Source organism: Acinetobacter legionensis (assembly GCF_048551735.1).
In the GTDB taxonomy this organism is placed as follows: Bacteria; Pseudomonadota; Gammaproteobacteria; order Pseudomonadales; family Moraxellaceae; genus Acinetobacter.
This window is the reverse complement of sequence record NZ_JBIMBV010000049.1, coordinates 1-2,474: the sequence shown is the minus strand read 5'-3', so window position 1 is coordinate 2,474 and position 2,474 is coordinate 1. Positions and strand designations below refer to the sequence as shown.

Here is a 2,474-nt window from a genome sequence, read left to right as displayed (position 1 = left end):
AAGCGCTGATGCGCTCAATGTTGTTACTATGATTTTAGTCTTGTTTGACATCAATCTTCCCCTTGATTTGAAGTGATGCGATATAGGCCTTGTGTTCCAATTCATCACGTTTGTCTTTCTTTCGTGCGAAATAGAAGTTCATTAAGAAACCACCAATTGCAACAATAATACTTACCCAAACAACTATATCTACTGAGCCAAGCCAAGCAGATAATACGCCTGAAACTGATCCCCCATAACCAACAGCTTTACTTGCTACAAGTGCTGTAGCCGATGTGTCTAACGCTTGTTCAGACATGTAACCCCCTAATTTTTGGTAATAAAAAAGCACCCGGTTGGGTGCTTGTAATTTTTGATGTTTAGTAATTTGTGACATCAAGAATCATGTAATGGTGTCGACAAACGCCTATAGATACAACAGAGGTATCTTCTACCTGATCAATCTTTCCAGAAGTTAAATACAATGTACTGCTATCAATTGCAGCTACAGATGAATAGACATCAGCCTGATAAAATGTTTCCCAACCATTAGATATCCATTCAGCGTAAATTGCGAACATACGATTTAAAGGATAAATCGCATATTTTCTACCAACAGGTAATGAAATAGTTTTGCTATTACGATACTGATTACTACCACCTACTACTGGTGAGTAGTTATCAGTCTCCATGATCATTTGAACGGGTTGCATGTATCTATGATTTGCATCAAATACTAACTTACCGTTCGCATCCCAAGCTTTAAAACCTATATTTGGCGTGTTATCAATCGGTCTACCAAAAATATAAATATCAATATAATTAGTCTCAGTATTTAACTTATTGACTGCACTTGGAATATTTTGCTGGTTCGCACCAGTTACCATCACCCGAACTGTTGAATCAGTTAAACTATAGTAACAAGCACCACAGATGGAGCTAAAAGCAAGAACAGCACCGTCAATACCTGAAACATCGATATCATAACCCATCCAACCGTAGACACCTGGTCCCGCTGTTTTAGTAAAATAGCGTCTCTCTTTCCGAACAAATGCTAAATTGAAGAATGAATCATCAATAACTTGAGTGATTTCATTGTTAATCTCTAAATAGGATGCCATCAATACTCTCCTACATAGACTTTAAATGGCTTCGGCGCAGAGTTCCATGAAGCATAAGGTACAAATGTAATTGTAAGTTGGGTGCCAGAAACTGAGACTCTATAGTTATAACTCATTGGATCATAATAAGGCTCAGAATCATTAGTTATCAGCGGTTTATAGTAGTAGTAAAGATTACCCTTTAATGCTCTTGGCAAGGAAACAGTCTTAGTTACATCCCCTGCATTAATAGTGACTTCTACTAACACTTTTGGTATTCGTTGAGTCCCATCGAATGAGACTCCCCCTTGTTCATCTTGCAACAGAATGCCTATTGGCATTACCAAACTCCTATCTTAACTCTTACACGGTTTTGACTATCTTTAACCTCAATATATGAGCCCGTAATCGTTGTTGTGCCATTACTATTTGAACTGGTAAAGGTTCCTAAATTAGCACTAATAGCACTCAGATTATCTGCATAGATCTTACTTGCTGAAATATAACCAACTGACGCATTATCAAGATATAAACCAGCAGGTACGATGGTTCCATTGGGTAACTCTGTTGGTGTCGATTGGTACACAAATGCATACTTGCTTGATCCATTTATGCCTTCAGGTGGAGCAATTGCAAACTTATTTGCGCGAACAATAAAGTCGACAACACCACCATCATTGCCAATCGCAACCCCACCAACTGTATTACCTGCAGCAACTTGAATTGTGGCTTTCGCCTGTAATCCATTAATTGATGATTGTTGAGTTTGAATCGACGCTGTATTTTCACCAACCTTTGTTTGCAATATGGTAGTTGCTGAGACATTGGCTGATACCGCATCGGCCGTTGCTTTAATCTGTTGCTGATATAAAGCATCATTCTGGTTCATTTGGGCAGTAACTTGATCAGTACGAATAGACTGTGCTAAATCTCCTTCTATGCGCGCTGATTGTTCAGACCATACGCCAGCATAACCACCAGAGTAACCAATCAATTCAGATTCTGAACCAATTAAAGTTGGATTGACTTGTGCATAAACACCATCGACCTTAGTTGTTGTTGCTGTCAATTTATTGTCAACATCAGCAACTTTTGAGTCAACAGCACTCAATGCACCCGTTGTCGCATAATTGCCTAGCTTCGCTTCTACAGCATCAACCTTCGATACAGCAGAACTTGCATTTGTCACAGCCACATCAGCTTTTGATAAAGCAGTTGCAGAATTAGTTAGTGCATTATCGGCTGTACTTTTTGCCGAAGTTGCAGTTGCATTGGCTTGTTGCGCCATGGATGCTGCCGCACTTGAATCAGTAACCGCAGTATTTGCTTTGCTTAATGCACTGGCTGCATTAGTTTTTGCTATTGATGCATCGGATTCGGCAACATCAACACGGC

Annotated in this window: 3 protein-coding genes and 1 pseudogene; all 4 read right to left on the bottom strand. The window is 39.4% G+C overall.

Translation table 11 applies throughout. The annotated features are described in order from the left end of the window. Window positions 1-34 precede the first annotated feature (34 nt). Window positions 35-298: a holin gene (locus ACG9ZL_RS20795; RefSeq protein ID WP_419314941.1), complete on the bottom strand. Its 264-nt coding sequence runs from the start codon at window positions 296-298 to the stop codon at window positions 35-37. Between the two features lie 61 nt (window positions 299-359). Next, window positions 360-1,100 (bottom strand): hypothetical protein, encoded by a 741-nt coding sequence (locus ACG9ZL_RS20790; RefSeq protein WP_419361742.1) that lies wholly within the window; start codon window positions 1,098-1,100, stop codon window positions 360-362. Continuing rightward, a complete protein-coding gene (locus tag ACG9ZL_RS20785; RefSeq protein ID WP_419361739.1) occupies window positions 1,100-1,420 on the bottom strand; it encodes a hypothetical protein in 321 nt (106 codons plus the stop codon). The genes ACG9ZL_RS20790 and ACG9ZL_RS20785 overlap by 1 nt, the downstream gene beginning before the upstream one ends. Continuing rightward, window positions 1,420-2,474 (bottom strand): annotated as a pseudogene (locus tag ACG9ZL_RS20780) (TipJ family phage tail tip protein); the annotation flags it as partial. The gene ACG9ZL_RS20785 and the pseudogene ACG9ZL_RS20780, both read right to left, overlap by 1 nt.

Bases quoted from the DNA above. Each gene is read 5' to 3' on its own strand.
- ACG9ZL_RS20795 (WP_419314941.1), bottom strand. From the start codon at position 298: ATGTCTGAACAAGCGTTAGACACATCGGCTACAGCACTTGTAGCAAGT.
- ACG9ZL_RS20790 (WP_419361742.1), bottom strand. From the start codon at position 1,100: ATGGCATCCTATTTAGAGATTAACAATGAAATCACTCAAGTTATTGAT.
- ACG9ZL_RS20785 (WP_419361739.1), bottom strand. From the start codon at position 1,420: ATGCCAATAGGCATTCTGTTGCAAGATGAACAAGGGGGAGTCTCATTC.